This window comes from Nocardia terrae, assembly GCF_009760405.1.
Lineage (GTDB): Bacteria > Actinomycetota > Actinomycetes > Mycobacteriales > Mycobacteriaceae > Nocardia > Nocardia terrae.
In genome coordinates this window covers 375008-394337 of record NZ_WRPP01000003.1, presented here as the reverse complement: position 1 = coordinate 394337, position 19330 = coordinate 375008, and the positions used below count along the sequence as shown (strand labels likewise).

Sequence of the window (19330 nt, the reverse complement as noted above, 5' to 3'; positions counted from 1 at the left end):
CTCTTCTCGTTCGATGTGTTCAGCGTCGATTTGTCAGCGCAGCCGGTGCGCATTGCCGGTCAGGATCGTTCCCAGGATCCGGTACGAGTCGTGCTTGTCGCTGAAGTAGTTCTTGCCCACATGGTCGTCCGGATTCCAGCCCAGTCGGGTCCGGCTGGGGTGGGTGGCGGACTCGTAAACCCTAGCGCCGTACGCCGGGTCGGACGGCTTGGGTCCGTGGGTGGGCGGCATCAGCTCCAGCGAGTCGTACTCTGCCATGGTCGCGAAGACATGGTCGCCGATATCGGCCGGATCGACGCCGGTCAGCCGCAACTGCCCGACATTGTCGACGCCGGTGCCGATGGCGCCGACGAAAACCAGTGCATCGGTATTCAATTCGCCGCCGTGCCCGGCCGCGTGCCCGGCGGTGACGCCACCGTAGGAGTGCGCGATGGTGGTGGTATTCGCGGGCGGGCCCTGGTGAGTGGCCCGCAGCCCGTCGTGGAACTCCCGCAGCTTCGGCGCACCGCTCTCGCCGTGCTCGGAGTGCATGCCCTGGACCAGTGAATTCGGGTTGTTGTATGCGCCGAACAGAATCACCGATGTCGCCGCGTTCGGATCGATCGCCTTGGCCGCCTGCCAGACCTGCTCCAGCGTCTCGAGCGCGTAGCCGACGCCGCTGCGCCGCCGGAACGCACCGGCCACCTCGACGGCCACGTTCCGGGCGGTGTCCGGATCGCCCAGGGCATAGATGTACTGGAGCTTCTCGTCGAGATACGACAGATGGACGGCGGGCTTGCCCTCCTCGGTCGGCCGGTCGAGATAGCTCTTCATGTCCTGAATGATGCCGAGGCGATCCTTGATCCGCTTCCACTCGGGGGTTTCCGGCTGTTCCTCGGCCAGCGCCCGCTCCGTCTGTTCCCGCAGCGTCTCGAGGGTCTGCCGGTTGTAGTGGTCCCGGTCGGCATGCGGTATGCCATCGCGGTTTCCGATGAACGGATCCGCGCGGTACCAGGCGTCCTTCTCGTCGGAGGACAACCCCCGCCACTCCTCGTGCAACTGCCCCGGATCGACCGGCAGCCGGTGATCCGGATCGGTGGGTAGCCTGACGTCGGGTACCGGTGTGTGGTCGGGATATTCGTGCGTGCCGGGCGGCCACCGGAACCACCGTTCCCCGGTGCGTATGTCCTCGACCCGGTGGATGTCCACGGGCCGTAGATTCCCGGGCCCGGAGGTCACGCCGATCGGTTCCTGCATACGCGCGAGGTGGACCTCCATCTCTTCCCGGTAGGCGATGTGGACCCGGTGCACGGCCCCGTGGGTCGGGATGGACAGGAAGTCGAGCGCGTCCGCGGCCCGACGCTCGAGCCGGACCGTCTCGACGTGTTCCCGGTCGGGGACGGACAGTTCGGAGTCGCGGCGCCCCACGTCGGCGAGCAGATCGTCGACCCGGGCACGTGCGTGCTCGGTCAGATGCTCGGCGACGATCGCGCGTCGCTCGGCCGCTCCCGGTGTGCCCTCACGCAATCCGAGTTGCTCCACCAGGGCCAGCGCTTCGCGCCGGGTCTCCGGTGCGCCGTCGGGCACCAGGTCGGCCAGCTCCCGCAACTGCCGGATGCGGCCGAGATCGTGCGGGGTCGGCGTGGCCTCGTGATCCACGGGTCCCGGCCGCAGGATGCCCGGATCCGGTATGCGCGACTGATCGATCAAGCGCGCCAGGTCCGGATCGTGCTGGGCCAGTAGCCGTTCCACGGTCGGTGCGTGCTCGGGATCGTGCAGCCCCAGGTGATACATCAGATCGCGCAGATCGCGGCGCAGCGGTTCCAACAGATGAGGCTTGACCCGCGCCGCGACTCCCTCGCCGATCTGATCGACCAGGACGCGGAATTCGGCGAAGCGACCACCCAGATGCGAGGTCATACGCGTGGGCCGATCGTCGACGGCGTCGATGACCACGTTCTCGTCGTGGGCCAGCCGGATCTCGGCCACCTCGTGGGCGACCGCGCGGACCACATCCTCGTCCCGCGCGTGCGGTGACACCTGGACGTCGTATCCGGTGAGGTGGCCGGATTCGTCTCTGCGCGCGGTGAATTCGGCCACCGCATTGCCGGTGGTCGGCCCGACGTCCACGGTGATGTCGAGAGTGCGCCCGTCGTGCTCGAATTCGAATCGGCGCGTGTCGGGGTTCCACGCGACATCCTCGGGCTCGATGAGGCGCAGGTTGTGCTCGACCTTGTCGACCACGTCGTCCCGCGTCAACGGGTCCATGCCCTCGGGCCTTGCGTCACCGCGGAATTCACCGACCGGGCTGGCGGTGCCGTGTTCAGCACCTTCATGGTTCGACCCCGCCCCGTGCTCGCCGTGCGGGTCGTAGGTGATCACCGTGCGGTGCTCGGGCAGTGGCGGGTTGTAGGTCGCCATCAGCGCGGTGTTCAGCTTGTTACTGGCCCCGGCGTCGATGGTGTAGTCGTAGTTGTCATTGCCGGGGGACGGGAATTCCTCGTACTCGTGCGTGAACGGGTTCTCCCCGTCGCGGTAGTGCCATTCGATGGCCTCCCACAGCTTGGTGCCGAGGATATGGTTGCGGTCGCCGGGCACACCGGTCGTCTTCTCCGGCTTCATGTCCCACTGCACCTCGACCCGCCCGCCCGGAGCGAGGGTTTCGGGCAGTCGCGCGGCGATGTCGCGATAGACGTGGTCGGGCAGCTTGGCGCTGACATTGTTGATGAAGATCCGCGCCACCTCGCCGGTCGGCGCCGCGGTCAGGATATTGCCCTGGGTGAGCAGGTCGCCGAAGACCATGACCGTGCCGGGCTCGGTCAGCGGTCCGGGATCCAGGATGCCGAGATCGCGTCGGCGCTGGCCCTTGATCGGGAACATGGAGTCGAGTTCGGTCTTGATGATCAGCCCACGGCCGGAGCGGTCCGCGGCCGGCGTCATCTCGACGGCGAACGCGCTGCGACCCACACCGATGTCGATGGTGTGGCCCTCGACGCCGGTGGCGGGCAGCCGCTTGTGCCGGATGCGGGTGTTCTCCTCGCCGAATACGTTCTGCTCCACCGGCAGTCGATGCTGCGGCCGGGGCCGGGGGAGCACCTCGACGGTGGATCTCCCGTCCACGGCGTCGTGCACGGCCACCGTGTACTCGACATTGAGACCGTGTTCGCCCGCGCCGCGGTTGGCGCTGTCCACCTGGCGCAGGAAGTCGCCGAGGTTCGTGGCTTCACCGTTGACCACCAGCAGACCCGTCGCGTGGTCCATGACGGCGTTGATCCGATCCATGCCGGGTGCGGAAGTGTCCGCGGCCCGGTACATCTCATCGAAGACCTGCGGTGGCAGGGCCTCGTGGAACTTCTCGGGCATATCGTCGCGGAATTGGGCGATGGCCATCTTCATCGCCTGGGCGCGGTCGGTACCGCTCAGGTTCGGGTCGTTGATCGCCGTGTTGAGCGGGTCGAGCGCGTCCAGCAGGTACTCGATATCGACGGTCTTGCGGGCGGCCTTGGTGCTGGGATCGAACAGCGGGTCGAAGACCCGGCGGGCCAGTTCCTCTCGCATGCGGCCGTCGAGCGCCAGCCGCTCGGTCCGCACCACGTCGGCGGCGTGATCACCGGACAGCAAGTGCTCCAACTGATTCAGATGCTCGGCCCCGGCATGCTCGAAACCGGACTCGGTCAGGTGCGGATCGAAGGCGGGCCGGTGTTCGTGCAATCCCTGTTCTTCGAGCTCGAAGCGTCGGGCGAGTTGCTGATCGTGTTCGCTGAGCAGGTGTCGCACGGTCTCGGCATGCGTGGGATCGTGCATGCCGAGGTGATCGGCCAGGTCGTGCAGATCCTGGCGCAGTCGCGGAAGTTCGTGCGCGTGCGCCGGATCCGTGACGGCGCGGTCGATGTGTGCTTCCAGGATTCGCATTTCGGCGAAGCGGCCGCCCAGATGGGTGGTCATCGTAGAGGGACGATCGTCGGTCGGGTCGACGAGGATGTCGGGGTACTGGGAGAGCCGGATCTCAGCCAGTTCGTGTCCGAGTGCGCGCACCACATCCTCGTCACGGGCACGTTCGGAGAGCACCACGTCGTATCCGGGACCATCGGACCGAGCGCGGAATTCGGCCACATTGCCGTCGCTGGTCTCACCGATGGTGACGTGCACCGGGCCCCCGTCGTCGGGGAGCAGGAAGTAGTGCTTGTCGCGGTTCCAGGCGACGCCCTCGGGGGTGATGAGCCCCAGATTGTCCTTGATCTGATCGAGGACGTACTTCTCCTGCAGTTTGGGCGTACCTTCGGGCCGGGCATCGCCGTGGAAGTCGCCGACCGGGCTCGCGTGCCCGTGGTCGCCCGCGTCGTGGGGGAGAGAGGACGTCTCGGATTCCGGATGGAGATGTGTCCCAGCCGATTCCGGATCGTAGGAGATGATCCAGCGATGCTCGGGCTGCGGCGGCGAGAAACCGGCCATCCGCTCGTGTGGCAGCTTGTTACTGGACCCGGCATCGATGGTGTAGTAGTAGTCACGGTTTCCCGGATGCGGGAACTCGGTGTGCTCCACCAGCTTGAACGGATTTCCGCCGTCCGGGTACGGCGCTTCCAGCGCCTCCCACAGCTTGGTGCCGAGGATGTGATGGCGGCTGCCCGGCTCCCCGTCGACCTTGTCAGGCTTCATGTCCCACTGGATCTCGACCCGTCCGCCGGGCGCGAGAATCTTCGAAAGATGCTCGGCGATGGGGTGATACGCGGAATCGGGCAGCTTGGCGCTGACATTGTTGATGAAGACGCGGGCGATGTCCCCGCCGAGCAGGTGGCCGTTGCCGAGCATGTCGCCGTACACCATGACGGTGCCCGGCTCCATGAGCGGCCCGGCGTCGAGAATGCCCAGATCGCGGCGTCGCTGTGCACCGATCGCCACGTCGGCCAGCTCGGTCTTGATGACCAGCCCGCCACCGGCGCGATCGGCCGCCGGGGTCATCTCGACGCCGAACGCGCCACGGCCGACGCCGACATCGATGGTGTGGCCACCCGCCGCGGCCGCCGGGAGCGCGGGCCGGGGCTGATGCTCGATGGGCTCGTTGTGGTCACCGAACCGGAACTGTTCCAAGGGAAGTCGATGCTGGGGCTGCGGCCGTGACAGCACCTCGACGGTGGACAGGCCATCTGCCGCGTCGTGCAGGATGACGGCGTATTCGACGGTGAGGTGGTTCTCGGTCGCACCGCGGTTGGCGCGGTCGATGCCGTGCAGGAAGTCTGCCAGCGTGGTCTGCTCGCCACCGATGTGCATGACCCCGGTCGCGTGGTCGATGATGCCGGTGACGCGGTCGGGCGCGGTCGCGAATCCGTCCGCCGCGGCGTGCATCCGGGCGAAGCGATCCTCGCCGAGGGCGTCGCGCGAGGCCTGCGACATGCCGTCGTGGAAGTCGTCGATGGCCCGGTGGATGGCCGCGGCCTGTTCCGGGCCGCGCAGGGTCGGATGGTTGATGGCCGCACTGATCGGATCGCATGCCGACACCACCCCGGGCACCTGCCCGCGGGCCTCCTTGGCCGCCTTCTCGAAGATCGGCTCGAACACGCGACGTGAAAGCTCTTCGCGCATACGGCCGTTCATGCCCTGCGCTTCGGCCCGCAGCAGATCCTCGACGTGCTCGCCGTCCATCGCTTCGCGCATACGGTCGAGATGATGCTCGGCGGCGTGCTGGAAGTCGTCCTCGGTGAGGTCCCGGTTGAAGGCGGGCCGCTCGTCGAATACTCCCGGGCGCTCGAGCAGTCGGTGTGCGAGGGCCGGATCATGCTCGGCCAGTAGCCGTTCCACGATCGGTTTGTGTGCCGAATCGTCGAAACCGAGGTGATCCATCAGATCGCGCAAGTCGTGCTTCAGCCTGGGCAGCTCGGGAGTCCTGGCCGGGTCCAGGGCGGCGCGATCGAGATCCGTGGTGAGCGTGCGCAGTTCGGCGAATCGGCCACCCAGCTCCGTGGACATCCGGCTGGGTCGCTGGTCGTGGGGATCGACCAGGATGTCGTCGTCCTGCGAGAGCCGGATCTCGGCCAGTTCGTGGGCGAGCGCCCGGACGACGTCCTCGTCGCGGGCCCGCTTCGAGACCCGCACGTCGTAACCGTCCGCGCTGGGGACGAACTCGGCCACATGCCGGTCCGAGGTCTCGCCGACCTCGATGCGCACGATGCGGCCGTCCGAGAGGACGAAGTGCCCCTTGTCCGGATTCCAGGCCACCCCCTCGGGGGTGATGAGCCGCAGATTGTCGTCGATCTGACCGTGCACGGACTGGAGCGTGAGATCGTCCCCGACGCGGGCGTTTCCGTGGAAATCGCCCACCGGCCCGGCCGCGGCGACATCGGTCCGGGGCATTTCGGCGACTCGGGGCAGCCGGTCGCCGTGCTGTGGTGCGTCGACGGGGAACGGGATGATGGTCGCCCCGTCCGGCTGCTCGCCGGGTGCGCCCGCCCGATCATCGGCCGACCGGACGTGGTCGCCGGGCAGTCCGCCGTGAGCACCGCTGCCCTCGCCGGGCAGATCGCCGCGACCACTGCGCCGACCGTTGCGCTCGCCGACCAGGTCGTCCCGCTCGCCGGAGGATCGACCATCGGTACCGGTGTGATCGGCGGATGCGCGTGGTGCACCGGCGTGTTCGTCCGCCGGCTCTGTGCGATCGCGGGAACTGCCCGTCGGATCCTGCTCCGCGCCGAGGCGATCGGCCGACGAGTGCGGTGCGTCGCCGGCGAGGTTCAAGAAATCGTCCGGTGCGGCCGAGCGCTGTTCGTGGTCGGCGGTATTCGATTCGGTGAGGCGCGAGGTCGGTTCGACACCGGTGCGGTTGGCCTGCACGGGTGCGTCCGGTCGGGTGGCGCGATCGACTCCGGCGCGGGTGTCCGGAGTCCGGGGGGAGCCGCCGTCGGCGGGCTTGGGGGTGCTGCCGTCCGCCGAGGTGCGTGGCAGATCGCGGGGAGTCGCGGTCGCCTTGGCAGGATCCGTCGCTGGTGCGCGAGTCTCGTTGGCGGGGGCGTTGTTCGATGAGCTGGCGTCCGCGCTCTTGCCGGGCTCGCTGACCGGGCGGGTGTTGGCGTCGTTGGAGAAGGCCGTCGACGTGGAATTCCCGTCCCGGACCGGATCCGAGGCGTGGGCCGGTGCGGATTCCGGTGCGCGCGAATCCACTCCGGTGTCGTGTGTGCGGCCGGTCGAGTCCAGCGCACCGGTACCGTCTCCGGCGCGATGTTCGGGGGTGCCGCTCCCGTCGGCCCGTGTGGAGTCCGGTGCGGGTGAGTCCGCGGCGGCCGTCTGGGTGTCCGGACGGTGTGATGCCGAATCGCCGCCGCTGGTGGCGTCCTGCGCGCTCGGGTCGGTCGGTTCACGACGGCTGTCGGAGGTGAACGAGCCGCCCTGGTCGGACCGGGACGAGTCGCCGCCATGGTCTGTGGGCTGGTCGTGGGTCTGACCGGCGGGCGCGTCGGCGGTCGCGGCCCCGGCGCTGGCCGGATGCACGGCGGGTCCGCCGGGCTGCTGGCCCTGCGGGTTGTCGCCGCCCTGGCCGCCGGTCGACTCGCCCGTATTCCCGTGCTGCCCAGAGACGCTCGGATCGCTGGTCCCGTGCTGTCCATCGACACCTGCGTCGCGCTGCGCGTCCGGAGTCGTGCCGTGTCCGTCGGGTGTCGCGCCGTGTTGGCCGTCCGGGGTCGCGCCGTGTTGGCCGTCCGGGGTCGCGCCGTGTTGGCCGTCCGGGGTCGCGCCGTGTTGGCCGTCCGGGGTCGCGCCGTGTTGGCCGTCGGGGCTCGCGCTCTGTTGCCCTTCGGGTGTCGCGCCGCGTTGGCCGTCGGAGGTCGCGGGGTGCTGTCCGTTCGCGGTGGAGTCGCCCGGGCCGCCTTGCTGTGCGGTTCGAGAGTCTCCGGTGCCGTCGTGGCCGTTGCCGTTGGTGTCGACGCCCGCGGCGCGGCTGTCCGGTGCGCTGCCCGTGTGGTCGGGGGCGTCCGTCCTGGTGCCGGTTTCGCCGGGGACGTGCGCGCTGCCGTCGCTGCCCATGGGGCGTCCGGCGTGCGGGGATTCGCCGTTGTAGCCGTGCATTCCGCCGGGTCCCGCGCCCGCGAACATGCCGCCGGTGACGGAGCGCGGATCGAACGACCAGTCGCCGTTGACGAGTCCATTGGCCAGCCAGCCCGCGCCCGCGCCGCCCGCGCCCGCGGCCGCGCCGGTGAGCATGCCGTTGAACACGCCTCGCGCGCCGCCGGTCTCGCTGGGCAGGAAGTGGTGCGCGCCGAGGCCGAGCGCGCCACCCGCGCCGCCGGACAGTCCGGCGACCAGTGCGTTCTTACCGAGAGCGCCCAGGTCGAAGCCGTGCCCGTGCCCGTCCAGATTCTGGATGGACTCCACGAGCAATTCCTGGGTGGTGGCCTGGACGGTGGAGATCACCGCCCCCTTGCCGATCTCGTAGATCAGCTTGGTCATGACCTCCTGCAGCAGCTTGTTGGTGATCTTGCTTTCGACCAGCTCCGCGATCCGGTCCGCGAACAGCTGGCCGAGCTTGCGGAACGCGATGCGCGCCGTCACGAAGACCGCGGTCTCGGACTCCGGCGCGAACGGCCCGGTGGCCGCGGCCCAGGCGAGTTCACCCAGCAACCACCCGCCCGCGATGTAGAAGTTGAGCTTGGCGCCTTGCAGCTGGTCGCCGAATCCGTCGGCGGCCGTGGACAGCTGGCGGTAGTTGTCGCCGAATTCCTTGATCGAGCCGTGCCCGGAGCCGTCGCCGTCGCGCAGTGGCGTCAGCCACTTGAGGATCTCCTCACCGCCGGTACCGTCCGGGTAGGCGTCGCCGATCGATCCGATGAGGTGGTCGAGGTCGGTGAGCAGCTGGTCGGACTGTCCCGCAACCGATTCCAGGTCGCGGCCCATCTGCCACATGGTGTCTTCGTTGCCGTGCGGCCATTCGGAGCCCACCAACCAGCTCAGCCACTCGAGCCATGATGGGAACTCCAGCGCCACAGGTCACCTCACGCCCGGTCGGATCCGATCTTGGCGAGACCGACTGTGCCACAGGGGAGCAGGTGAACTCAACACGAACGCCGAATGAGTTGCCGGTGACGGGTCCGCGTCCGTCCGGCGGTGATAGGGTCCGGCGGGAAGGAGGCCGCATGGGCGACATCTCGGCTGCACGCGAGGAGCTGGACCGACTGGGCGCGGCCCTGCGGGCGCAAATGGTCGAGCTCATCACCGATCTGACTCCCGACACCGATCTCGGCCTGCTGTTTCTCGACGCGCCGACGGTCGCCGACTGGGCCGAGCCGCCGCGCTACCACTATTCGGGCCTGATCCGCGGTCAGCGTCCCGCGACCGTCCCGGCCGCCGAACTCGCCCGGCGCGCGAGCGCCATGCTCACCGCCGCGGGCTGGGACGTGGGGGAGACCGAGGACACGAGCGGCGCGCGGCCGGCCGTGCTGATCACCGGCCGTCGTGACGGCAACAGCATCGAAGTCCGTGTGGGCGACCATACTTCGTCGGTCATGTTCAGCGGTCGGACCCCCGAACTCGCCCTGCGCGGCCAGGAGGAGACCCGGCGGCCGGAGCCGGTGCGGACTCCCGGAACCCTGACTCCCGGCTATGTCCTCTGCTACGAATGCGACGGCCTGGGCGCCTGTCCCGAATGCCTCGGCCGAGGCCGGTTGGCCAACGGCCGCCTCTGTCCGGAATGCAATGGCGCCGGGTTCTGCCCGATCTGCCGGGGCGGAGGCGAGCTGGCCGTCTCCGGGCTGTCGACGTTCCAGCGGGCCTACTACCCCGAATTGCGCGCCGACTCGGACTGATTCACCAACCGGAGTCGGTGGCTCCCCGATTCTCCTGCCCCTCGGACCACGCCTCGTAGCCGACGGCATTGCCGTATTCGGGCGCGGGCTCGCGGAGCTGGGACAGCCGTTCCCTCGACTTCGGGGGCGCCAGCGAGGCGGGCTCGACCAGCGGCGCCTTGGTCTCGAGATCCGGCATCCCTTCGATCAATTCCGACAGCCTCGGCATGCGCGCGCGCCGATCCCGCAAGGGCTGCAACAGTTCTCGCCCCTGCTTCGACACCTCGGTCGCGGCGTTCTGGGCTGCCGTCGTGACCGCTTTGGCGATCTCGTCGAAGGTCAGCTCGTCGATATCGGAGGAGAACCGCGTCGCGATCACCACCCCGTCGGCGTTGACCGTGACCTGCACCCGCCCGCCCGCCGCCGTGGCGCTGGCGACCAGCTGGGTGCGCTTACGCGACGCTTCGGCGATATCCCGCATCTGCGAGGTGAATTCCTCGAGGATGGCGGCCTTCGCGACTTCCCCGTTCTGCCCCGTCATTTCGCCCGCCTACGCGAAGGTCTCGGTATTGCCGTGTTCGGTGTTCTGGAGCTTGTCGGCGGAGTCGGTCAGCCCCGAGTGCAGTTTCTCGAAGGACTTCGCGAGGTTCTCGGTGCCGGTGGCCATGGTCTCGCTGCTGGTGGAGAAACCCTTCGCCCCGTCGGCGAAGTTGCTGCCGAAATCGTCGTCGCCCCACCCCGCGGCTCCCGGCGAGACCGCCGTCCGGGCATTATCGGCCATCGACTGCAATCGTGTCTGAATATCTCCGGCGAATTTCGCGGCGGCGCGCACCGCCTCCGGATGTACCTGAACTCTCCCGGCCATAAGATCGACTGTCCCACAACCGATCAGTGAACACAACGTGAACGAGACGGGCCGCGCCCCGCCTGGCAAGATCGATCCCACACCGTCCGTCCGGCCGAAGGAGCCCCCATGCCCGACACCCTCCCGCTGGCCAGAACCAATGCCGAGGCTCGCCTCTACCTCACCCTCCAACCGTGCCCCACCTGCGGCGAAACCCGCTGCCAGTTCCGCAGCGCGGTGGTGAGCATCGACGGCGACCTGGCCAGCCGCTACACCGGCGACTGCCCGACGTGCGGCACCGAGCGCGTATACGAATTCCGCCTCCCCGCCGACATCCTGCCCCCACCCGCGGACTCGGTCCGCTTCGGCTTGGACAACCCCTCAGAACTCCTCGACCCCGGCGTCTGGCTCTGGTACTCGGATGTCTGCATCCGCCAGGTCCCCGCGGTCGACGAGCCCCTCGACGAGCGCGCCGCCCGCACCGCCCGCCACACCCTCGCCACGGCGGTGGCCGCCGTCGAGGAAACCCTCAAATTCCTCCCCCCGGCCGGCGACCGAATCCCCGCCTCCGCCTTCACCTCCCCGAAGGGCCGAGCCGCCTACGAGACCGAACCCGGCCGCTTCACCCGCCCCCGCCTCGAGGCCCTGCACGACACCTACATCGCCGCCCTGGCCGCCCGCCGCTAGCGATCACCCGCCGGTGATCACTCGAATCGCCGCGTCCTGAGCATCCTTACCGACCTCCCCGACCCGGAACCCGCGACTCGCGATATGCGCCACCAGTTCCGGCTCGGGCGGCAGCCCATGCTTGTGCAGATAATGCGCCACAGCCCCCGCCCACACCCACACCCCGTCCGTCCGGAACGTCAGCGGCACATCCTTGTCCCCGGGCGCGAACTCGTCCTGCTCGAAACTCCGCGCCGCCAGCACAATCGGCGCACTCTCCAAATACGCCAACACCGCGGTCCGCGTATTCCCCTCCAGCGCCTGCCGATTCACCATCGGCCGCCCCTCACCATCCTTGCCTTCATAAACCTTCGCCATCCGCGGCGGCGGCGAGATCTTGACGGTCGCCTCGACCTCAGCCGCCTGCGGAGCAGCCGCCGCGAATGGATTCGGTGAGGCCGCTGCGGACGCGAATGGATTCGGCACCGGAGTCACGGGAGCGAACGGGTTCGGCGCGGGCGCCATCGACTGTCCAGGCACAAAGGGATTCGGGCCCGGCTGTGTGAATCCCGGTGCATAACCTGCCCCTGGCTGGACTGGCATTCGCGGCCGCGCCAACTGCGCCACCAGCCCCGCCACCGTCGCTGCGAAGGACAACAGCAGTGTGAGCACCGCCAGCCACAACCCGGTCCCCGCGTATTCCCAGAAGTTGGGTCCCATCACGGACAGTACGGAACTCACTTCGACGATCCCGCCCGCGGCCATGAACGAGGCAGCGGCCCCGCTGGCCGCACTCACGGCCGAGGACCGCAGGCCGATACCCGCCAGCAAGGCGACAGCTACGCCGATCACGGCGATCGATCCCAGCGCGAATTGCACGGCGGGCCATGGAATGGACCCATCCCGTCCCGTCTCCCATATGGTGACGAAACTCGAGTGGTCGCCGGCTATCAGCGGCACGAATGATCCCCCGAAGTCTACGGCCACCGCGACAACCAAGAACACCGCCGCTACCCGGTCTGCCACCCCACCGCTCGCTGCCCCAGAGTTGCCCGGGGCGGCACCGCCTTTGGCGACCACGGCATCGCGCATCCCGGTTACCAAGGCCGCGATGGCAAGCAGCATCACCACCGTGACAATCCAGAAACCGGACCCCGGCGAGATGTCACTCCCGAAACTCTGTACAGCGCCGACCACATCACCTGATGCGATTTGCAGCACCATTCCGGCCGCGAGCGCCCCCACCCAGAACAGCACACCGCGCCGAGCCCCGAGCCCGACTGCGAGCAGCGTCCCGGCCACCCCCGCGACGACCAACATGAGCACGTAGGGCGCAGCCGAGTAGAAGTCGGACGATGTCATGCCCCGCCCGCTCGTCATGCTCTTCCAGGCATACACATCGAACGAACCGTCACCGGCGGTCAACACCGGCAGCTTGAACACCGCGAGGGTCAACGCCGCCGCCGCAATCAACAGGAACCCGGTGACCCGCCCAACCGTCGGCGTCTTCATGACGCCTTCATTCCGTGTGTAGGCCATACCTTCTCACGCCCTTCCCGAAGCAAAATATGCCCCGCCGCCTCCCAGAACAGCATGTTCTCGTCCCCATCGGTCCGAGCCGTCCGCCGCACCTTGTCGATGACCAAGGTCCGGCTCATCTCTTCCCGACTGGTCCCGAACCAGTACTCCGCCTCTTCCGGCTCGTTGCGCACCTGTCGGTAGTACACAAGCAACGCCATCGCCACCCCTCCCCTCGTAAGACCGCTGCCGACCATAACTGGACGCACGACCTCACGTCACGTCGAGGGACGCGCGGGACTCATCTCACCGGCATAGAGGTTGTCCACTGCCCCTTGTCGTCGCTGACCGTCACCTTCGTGAACATCCCCGATGAGGTCGGATCCGACAGCACGACCCAGGCATGCATGGTCTCGAAGTTTCCAGCGGCACAAGCAGGTTCGCATTTGTTCGCGTGGTACATGCCCTCGCCGACCGCCACATCCGACCCCCAAGCGCGCCACCCGATATCGGTCAGATACTGATGCGACGCCGAGCATCCGGGTTCCAACTTGTCCGGCCTGACCGCCGGCGCGCGGCCCGTGCAATCGATCACCTGGGAATCGCGTGCCGCCGGCCCCGCGCTCGCCTGCGGGCTGCCCATCCCGAACACGACCGCCGAAGCGGCCACCCCGATCCCACCGATCAGCGCCGCACCGCGCACCACCATCCGACTCGTCATCTCCCGATCCCTCCCGTAGCTCCGATCCGGCCCTCCGGCCGCGAACGCTGTCACGGTAGAAATCGAGACTCTTTAACTTCTAACGACCTTCCAACGGCCCAGGTCCGACGAAGATCTGAAGGAGTCGACCTAGCCGGTGCACTTGGTGACGACGATCCTTCCTTGCCCCGGCGCCCCGCCCGAGCTACCCGAAGGCAGGAACGACTGCGAACTCCGCGCCGCCAAGGCATTCAACGCATTCTGCTCGGAATCCGCGACGTTGGCGCCATTACCCCACGCCCGCCAACCGCTGGCCGGATTCTCGGCCATCGACCCGCACCCATTCGAGAATTCGATCCCCACAATGCAATCGGCCCCGCACTCGGCAACGGCAGCCCGATCCGCAAGCTCCTGAGTCGGATAATTGACCGCCGACCCCCACACATTCCGACTGCCCGTCGGCCCGGTCGCCAGCGCTCCATAGAGCGAACCATCCGGCCCGCGTTCGGCATTGGCCGCAGCCGCGAACGAGGTGACGAGCCCAGCAGACGCCACAGCAACCACCGCAGCCTTGATCAGAGCAAACTTCAACAGAACCTCCCCTTGCGAGACCTTCTTCCGACGAAGAAGTCATCATGATCTTGTACAAGGGAAGTCCACATTGTCCAACCCGCCGATCAACGTTGTCCGCTACCGCGGCCTCGCTCGATGAGGGCGTACAGCAGATTGAAGTTGGTCAGCGAGCTGATAGGGCTCACGATCGGCGGACGCTTGGCCGCGGTCTTGATTCGCAGTCTGCCCTCGGCGACATCGACATCGGTGATTTCGGTCCAGCGCACCAGGGTGCCGTAACCGCTTACGCCAGTTGGGCTCAGCGTGATCGAACCGAACTCCACCGGACTTCCCGATCCCAACGTTGCCAGCGCGGTTGGCATTTGGTGGGCGGCGACACCCTCCTGGATCCGTGGCCCCCACTCCTGTGCGTTGATGATTCCTTCGCGCAGGCGCAAAGCCTGACCGTCGAGATCACGGATCTGGTAGGCGTGCGTCACCCGAGTGGTGACCCCATTCCTGCGATGGTCGACCAGGTCCTGGATCACGCTGGTCGAGTCGTACCGAACCACGCGCAATCGTTCCTTGGACTTGAAGATCAGCCCGTGCTCGAAGAGTTCCAACCATTTACCGGAATTCTGCTGCCCAGTGTAGAGTCCGCGAACGGTCGAGAACAGCGCTGCCAACCCGGTGATCAGCGCGAAATAGACTGCCGCCTCCAATATTTCAACCTGTACCGCATACCCGAGCACGGTCACCGCGACCAGAACGACGAACGCGATCCCCAGTTTCCCGATCGCTCGCCAGTTCGTCCGCACTGCCTCATATGTTTTCACGTGCCGACCCAACCCCGCCCGGGCGGCAGCCTCCGAAATCCGCTGCACGTCATCGATTTGCACAGTCGACTGATCCAAGATTCCCCCTGTGGTCGAGCGTCCATCACGATCGCCCAGCAGCCTAGTTGCGCCCCGACCCCGATGCCGCTCGGGTAGCTAAGATCGTCTTCATCATGCCGGGGGTGGAAGCGCAGATGACAATCGTTTCGTGGCAGTGGCCCCTGGTCTTCGGCGTCGTGCTGGTCCGTTTTCTCGCCCCTGGCTGGCTGATCGTGCTCTCTCTGTGGACCCTAGGCATACCGATCTTCGCGGTCTGCGCCCCACTCCTGCTTGCCGCGTATCTCTCCACCCCTGACCAGCATTCACAACTCCAGCTGGCAGACCTCTTCATCGTGCTCGCCGCTCTCACCATTCCCGACGGCGGTGACAACAGCGGCTACCAGATTCCGCTGTTGACTTTGGTGAAGGGCAACCCCGAGATCGACGAGGAGAACCTGATAGGCAAAGCCCTGGTCTGGGTGGGCGTATTCAGCGTCTTGGGCTACACCGTCATGCTCGTCGTAATGTGGTTGCGGATCGGCGAGCAACATGGCTGGATAACAACAGGATTCACCAGCTGACAACGGTCATGACCAGCCGAGTGATCGGGGCAGGAATCGGCTCACAGTAAACTGTGAGACCGGTCGGACCGTTCTCGCAAAGGTTGGAACCTCGCGTCGATGCGTGTGGGCTTCATCAAGGGAGTCGGCGACAAATTCGGCCAGACCATCCAGGACCTGGGTGACAAACTCGCCAAGGTTGAGGCCGACCTGTCCAATATCGCCGACCAGGACACGCGCAAGGGCGCGCAGATCGACCAGAAGACCGGTACACCAATGCAATTGGTGATCACCGGCGACCCGGATACGCAGGCGGCCAAGGACGCTTTGGCCGCCGAACAGGACTACAACCAGGTCTACGCCGAGGCAATGCAAACCGTCGACGGCCTGCGGCTCGCGGCCGCCGCCACGCTGGAAGGCATCGCCACCAGCTTGGCACCCAGCGACGACGGGAACGAGCCGCACTGGGACCAGGCGACTACGATGGCCGACTATCTCAAAGGCCTCTGCGTCATCCCGAACGCGAAGAACAAGGAGCTCGCCGCGAAGCTCCCCGGCGAAATCAAGAACCTCCGCAACGAGTTCCGCGATGCGCGCAAGGAACTCAAGGACGCCAAGGCGGCCTATGCGGACAAGGGACTCAAGATTCCCAAGGACGACCCCGCCCGTATCAACCACTCAGAGGCCTACAACGACCTGAAGAGCGTCGAGAGCCAACTGGCCGACGTTGAAGCCGGCAAGGGGGAGAAGCCGTTCATAGAGATCCTCAACGCCAATATCGGCGACCTCGCGAAGGTTGCGCCGAGTATCGATGCCCTGCCCAAGGGGCTGAAGTTCCTCAAAGAAATCCCGGTCGTGGACATCGCCGCCGCCAGTGTGATCACCGCCTTCCAATCCGTCGACGACACGCAGAAAGGTTGGTCACCCACGACAGCTGTGGTGGCCGACGGCGGTAGCCGAGGCTCTCGGCCTGCTCGCCGGAGCCGGTGTCGTCGTCGGCGCGGCCGCGTTGCCGGTTGAAGTACCGGTAGCCGCGGTGGGAGCTGCTGCGGGTCTGGTCGTCTGGGGTGTCGGAGACATTGTGTGCGCGGGTGTCCACGAACATTGGTCCGAAGACGTCCACAACAATGGAGTTGTGGTGGGTGTCCTAGATGGCACCGGTCACATGTTTTCCAGCGGGGTCAAGCAGATCGGAGACAATGCCGTGGGTGCGGGCAAAACGATCGGAAACGCAGCGGTAAGCGTATGGCACAGCGTCACGAGCCTCTTCTGATGACGCGCCCCACGCCGCAACCCGTTTCGGGCCCCCCGATCCCGCACCTCCGCTATTTCGGAACATCCTGGTACGACCGCGATTTCCGATACTGGCGTCTGCGCGCGTACATGTCCGCAATCGCCATCGTCGGCCTCGCGCTGATCCTCATCCTGGTCGCCCTCGCGATCGTGGTCATCTTCTCCGCCGCGAGCTCCTGGCCGATACGGAGCGTTCTTCTCGCTCTCGGCGCCCTGGCGATTGCGTGGAGTTGTTACTCGGCATACCGCACCCTCAAACGGGCGCCGGAAGACCGTGCGCAAGATAAACCATTCGGGTTTCCGAAGACCTCACGCGCCAAGAAATCCCGCGCAGGCGGCGCGGGAATGGGTTTGGGAACCGCTGCGTCGGGCGGCGTCGGACCAGCAGGCGGCCTGCTCGCTCTCGGCGGTCTGTTCGTGGTGGGCCAAGCAATCGGCTTCGTCCTGGTGACCTTCCAGCGCTACCTCAACGAAGAAGAATGGCAAGCCGCACAAGCGGTCAAGGCCTGGGAACGTGCGAACAACACAGCATCTCGGCGACCGTGAAGTGCCGTCTGTATCGCGCCGCCGACTGAGATGTCTGCCAGCTGTAGCCATCGTCGTCGTAATGATCGCGGCCTCAGCATTTCTCCCGAAACTACTGGACACGATCGACGCCGCCGACCCGCCGGCCGCGGCCCCGGCCGACTTGTGCGCAGCGCTAGGCCAAGCCCTGTTCGAGCGATTGGTCCCCTACGGCGTGCCTCAAACCCAGACGATCTATTCCACCGGCCCGGACGCGGCCTGCGACCACCGCACTCCCAACAACCGCCAGGCCGATCCTGATGCGTACGGCTCCCTGCACGTACGTCTGCTGCGCTACAGCCGAGTCGGCTGGCACTCGCCTTCCGGCCGTGCCTCCCACGCCTTCGCTGAATCCTGCGACAATTCGGCGATCGGCGGGTCCTTTCAACACACCTCGGGTATTGCGGACGAGGCGTGCGTCGCTTACCAGGAAGAGAGCGATTCCGGATCCGGCTCGGCGATTGTTCGCAGAGGCGCGGACCTGTTCTGGGTGGACAATCAAACGCACCTGGGCACCGTCGATTCGGCAAGGCGAGCGGTCGCCGACGTGGTCTCGGCGTTCCTCGCCGCTGTCCCGTAGTCGGCTACAGCCACACCGGTCGCTCCGAACGCCACCGGGATGAACCGGTGGCGTTCGAGAGCTTCAGTCAGTGCATTTGGTGACCGAGATTCGTCCCTGTCCCGGTGCGCCGCCGGAGCTGCCGGAGGGCAGCGGCGACTGTGCGCTTCGGGCGTACAACGTGTTCTGCTCGGACTCGGCGCGGTTGGCGCCCGAACCCCAGGCGCGCCAGCCACTGCTCGGATTCTCGGCCATGGAGCCGCAACCGTTCGAGAACTCGATCCCCACAATGCAATCGGCACCGCATTCGGCAACCGCAGCCCGATCCGCGAGCTGCTGGGTCGGATAATTCACCGCCGAGCCCAGATGTTGCGACTGCCCGCTATCGCATCTCGCTGTTGACTTTGTCCAAGGGCAACCCCGAAATCGACGAGGAGAACCCGATCGGCAGAACCCTGGTCTGGATCGGTGTATCCAGCGTCCTGGGATACATCGTCACCCTCGTCGTCATCTGGTTGCGGATCGGCGAGCAACATGGCTGGATATCGACAGTGTAGATCTCGGTTCACAGCAAACTGTAAGGTTGGCGGGAGCGGTCATCCGTCCGAGCTCGGCACGGGGGAGCCTCGTGCCGCTGATCGATTGGGATGTTCAGTCGTCTGCTGATGATTCTCCGTGCGGCAGAACGAATCTCATCATGCGGGCGTGGTCACGGCACTGGCAAAGGGTCTGCACTGCAGTCGGATCGGCAGTCACTTCGGCGAATCCGCATCCCTGCGAACCTGCTGCCACGGCCCCGACCGAGGTTCCTGACTTGTGCTAGCGTCCGGAAGCATGACCGGAACTGGTGGGGGACCGACTCTGTCGGTAGTTCCCGATGATGTACAGGCGGTAGGCAAATACGCCTATGACCTCGCCGAGAGCCTACGTAAAGCTTTGAATACGATGGCCGGCGAGGTGGATGAATTCATCGGTAAGGGGTGGACTGGTACGGCAGCGGATGGATTCTCTTCCGGCTGGAATGAATGCAGTGACGGTGGCCACCGTATCATCGACGCTCTCACTGCCATGGCTCAAGCGCTGGGTATCACTGCCGACACTTATCGCGGTACCGATAGTCGATCTGCGGCCGAACTGACGAATCTGAATCTGTCATGAGTGGAGAATTCAGCGTCAACCTCGACCACCTCGACTACATTGTCACCCAGTTGGAGGGGCTGGCGAGTAACCTCACCACGCACCTGACCGATCTGGACAAACAAGTCGCGACCCTGCACTCCGGTTCCTGGGAAAGTGAAGCTGCCGATGCGCACCAAACTGCCCATAACAAATGGGCGGTTGCGGCAAAGGAATTCGCCGACGGTGTCAAGGACATGAGCGTCGCTGCCCGTAAAGCGCATCAGGAGTACACCGATGCGGGCACCGCGAATGTCAAAATGGTCAAAGCCTGAGC

18 protein-coding genes are annotated in these 19330 nt (G+C 66.5%); 9 read left to right on the top strand and 9 right to left on the bottom strand.

The annotated features are described in order from the left end of the window. Positions 1-33 precede the first annotated feature (33 nt). The gene (locus GPX89_RS17225; RefSeq protein WP_157388572.1) at positions 34-8949 is read right to left on the bottom strand and encodes a WXG100-like domain-containing protein; all 8916 of its coding nucleotides are present in this window, start codon (positions 8947-8949) and stop codon (positions 34-36) included. A gap of 149 nt (positions 8950-9098) precedes the next feature. On the opposite strand from GPX89_RS17225, the gene GPX89_RS17220 reads away from it, so the two are divergent. After that, complete coding sequence (locus GPX89_RS17220; RefSeq protein ID WP_157388571.1) at positions 9099-9767, top strand: DnaJ-like cysteine-rich domain-containing protein; 669 nt, start codon at positions 9099-9101, stop codon at positions 9765-9767. Position 9768: 1 nt separating this feature from the next. Here the strand turns inward: GPX89_RS17220 and GPX89_RS17215 are convergent, their stop codons facing one another. Further along, a complete protein-coding gene (locus GPX89_RS17215; protein WP_157388570.1) occupies positions 9769-10287 on the bottom strand; it encodes a YbaB/EbfC family nucleoid-associated protein in 519 nt (172 codons plus the stop codon). Positions 10288-10296: 9 nt separating this feature from the next. Continuing rightward, positions 10297-10611 carry a WXG100 family type VII secretion target gene (locus GPX89_RS17210; RefSeq protein ID WP_157388569.1) on the bottom strand — a complete coding sequence of 105 codons (315 nt, stop codon included), beginning with the start codon at positions 10609-10611 and terminating at the stop codon, positions 10297-10299. 108 nt (positions 10612-10719) lie between these two features. Between GPX89_RS17210 and GPX89_RS17205 the strand changes: the two genes are divergently transcribed. Continuing rightward, positions 10720-11277, top strand: a complete 558-nt coding sequence (locus GPX89_RS17205; protein WP_157388568.1) for a hypothetical protein — start codon at positions 10720-10722, stop codon at positions 11275-11277. Positions 11278-11280: 3 nt separating this feature from the next. Here the strand turns inward: GPX89_RS17205 and GPX89_RS17200 are convergent, their stop codons facing one another. The 5 genes from GPX89_RS17200 to GPX89_RS17180 all read right to left on the bottom strand — a co-directional run bounded on the left by GPX89_RS17200 (position 11281) and on the right by GPX89_RS17180 (position 14925). Continuing rightward, on the bottom strand, positions 11281-12768 hold the full coding sequence (locus GPX89_RS17200; protein WP_157388567.1) for a hypothetical protein: 1488 nt from the start codon (positions 12766-12768) through the stop codon (positions 11281-11283). Beyond that, on the bottom strand, positions 12765-12995 hold the full coding sequence (locus tag GPX89_RS17195) for a hypothetical protein (protein WP_157388566.1): 231 nt from the start codon (positions 12993-12995) through the stop codon (positions 12765-12767). Before GPX89_RS17195 ends, GPX89_RS17200 begins: the two co-directional genes overlap by 4 nt. 80 nt (positions 12996-13075) lie before the next feature. After that, a complete protein-coding gene (locus tag GPX89_RS17190) occupies positions 13076-13483 on the bottom strand; it encodes a hypothetical protein (RefSeq protein WP_157388565.1) in 408 nt (135 codons plus the stop codon). Positions 13484-13624: 141 nt separating this feature from the next. Further along, complete coding sequence (locus GPX89_RS17185; protein ID WP_157388564.1) at positions 13625-14065, bottom strand: DUF4189 domain-containing protein; 441 nt, start codon at positions 14063-14065, stop codon at positions 13625-13627. 86 nt (positions 14066-14151) lie between these two features. After that, positions 14152-14925, bottom strand: a complete 774-nt coding sequence (locus GPX89_RS17180; RefSeq protein ID WP_157388563.1) for a DUF6585 family protein — start codon at positions 14923-14925, stop codon at positions 14152-14154. A gap of 62 nt (positions 14926-14987) precedes the next feature. On the opposite strand from GPX89_RS17180, the gene GPX89_RS17175 reads away from it, so the two are divergent. From GPX89_RS17175 to GPX89_RS17160, 4 genes are all read left to right on the top strand, one after another. Then, the gene (locus tag GPX89_RS17175; RefSeq protein WP_157388562.1) at positions 14988-15482 is read left to right on the top strand and encodes a hypothetical protein; all 495 of its coding nucleotides are present in this window, start codon (positions 14988-14990) and stop codon (positions 15480-15482) included. Positions 15483-15581: 99 nt separating this feature from the next. Further along, complete coding sequence (locus tag GPX89_RS17170; protein ID WP_157388561.1) at positions 15582-16481, top strand: hypothetical protein; 900 nt, start codon at positions 15582-15584, stop codon at positions 16479-16481. Between the two features lie 252 nt (positions 16482-16733). Beyond that, the gene (locus GPX89_RS17165; RefSeq protein ID WP_157388560.1) at positions 16734-17300 is read left to right on the top strand and encodes a hypothetical protein; all 567 of its coding nucleotides are present in this window, start codon (positions 16734-16736) and stop codon (positions 17298-17300) included. Between the two features lie 61 nt (positions 17301-17361). Further along, positions 17362-17898, top strand: coding sequence for a hypothetical protein (locus GPX89_RS17160; RefSeq protein ID WP_157388559.1), 537 nt, complete (start codon positions 17362-17364; stop codon positions 17896-17898). 63 nt (positions 17899-17961) lie between these two features. Here the strand turns inward: GPX89_RS17160 and GPX89_RS46240 are convergent, their stop codons facing one another. Further along, positions 17962-18243 (bottom strand): DUF4189 domain-containing protein, encoded by a 282-nt coding sequence (locus GPX89_RS46240; RefSeq protein ID WP_407939421.1) that lies wholly within the window; start codon positions 18241-18243, stop codon positions 17962-17964. 32 nt (positions 18244-18275) lie between these two features. Here GPX89_RS46240 and GPX89_RS17150 point away from each other — a divergent pair, with 32 nt between their 5' ends. The 3 genes from GPX89_RS17150 to GPX89_RS17140 all read left to right on the top strand — a co-directional run bounded on the left by GPX89_RS17150 (position 18276) and on the right by GPX89_RS17140 (position 19328). Then, positions 18276-18434, top strand: a complete 159-nt coding sequence (locus GPX89_RS17150) for a hypothetical protein (protein ID WP_157388557.1) — start codon at positions 18276-18278, stop codon at positions 18432-18434. A 277-nt stretch (positions 18435-18711) separates the two neighbouring features. Next, positions 18712-19035: a WXG100 family type VII secretion target gene (locus tag GPX89_RS17145; protein WP_157388556.1), complete on the top strand. Its 324-nt coding sequence runs from the start codon at positions 18712-18714 to the stop codon at positions 19033-19035. Next, positions 19032-19328: a WXG100 family type VII secretion target gene (locus GPX89_RS17140; protein WP_157388555.1), complete on the top strand. Its 297-nt coding sequence runs from the start codon at positions 19032-19034 to the stop codon at positions 19326-19328. Before GPX89_RS17145 ends, GPX89_RS17140 begins: the two co-directional genes overlap by 4 nt. Positions 19329-19330 lie beyond the last annotated feature (2 nt).